Genomic DNA, 613 nt, shown 5'->3' on the forward strand with positions numbered 1-613 from the left:
CGTAAAACTGCCTCTAAATAAGCAATTAAATCTTCACGTGGTAAAAACTCACGAATGACACTACCAATAATCGGAGTACGGCCTAAACCACCACCCACCATGATTTTGTAGCCCATCTCGCCTGCTTCATTACGCACGATATACACACCAATATCGTGGAATGCTGTTGCTGCACGGTCTTTTTCTTCAAGTGCAGAAACGGCAATTTTAAATTTACGTGGTAAGAATGCAAATTCTGGGTGGAATGTACTCCACTGACGAATCAATTCACATGTTGGGCGTGGATCAGCAATTTCACCAGCAACTACACCTGCATACTGGTCAGTAGTCGTGTTACGAATACAGTTACCACTGGTTTGAATGGCATGCATTTGTACAGTTGCGAGTTCAGCTAAAATTTCTGGCACATCTTCAAGTGCAGGCCAGTTTAGCTGAATATTTTGACGCGTAGATACGTGTGCATAGCCACGGTCATATTGAGTTGATACTTCAGCAATTTTACGTAATTGTTTTGAGTTCATTAAGCCATACGGCACAGCAATACGTAGCATTGGTGCATAACGTTGCACATATAAACCATTTTGCAAACGTAATGGGCGGTATTCATCTTCAG

Annotated in this window: 1 pseudogene; it reads right to left on the bottom strand. The window is 42.1% G+C overall.

The annotated features are described in order from the left end of the window. Positions 1-613 (bottom strand): annotated as a pseudogene (locus tag ABD296_RS49870) (hypothetical protein); the annotation flags it as partial.

The sequence above is a fragment of the Actinomadura napierensis genome, from assembly GCF_039529375.1.
Lineage (GTDB): Bacteria > Actinomycetota > Actinomycetes > Streptosporangiales > Streptosporangiaceae > Spirillospora > Spirillospora napierensis.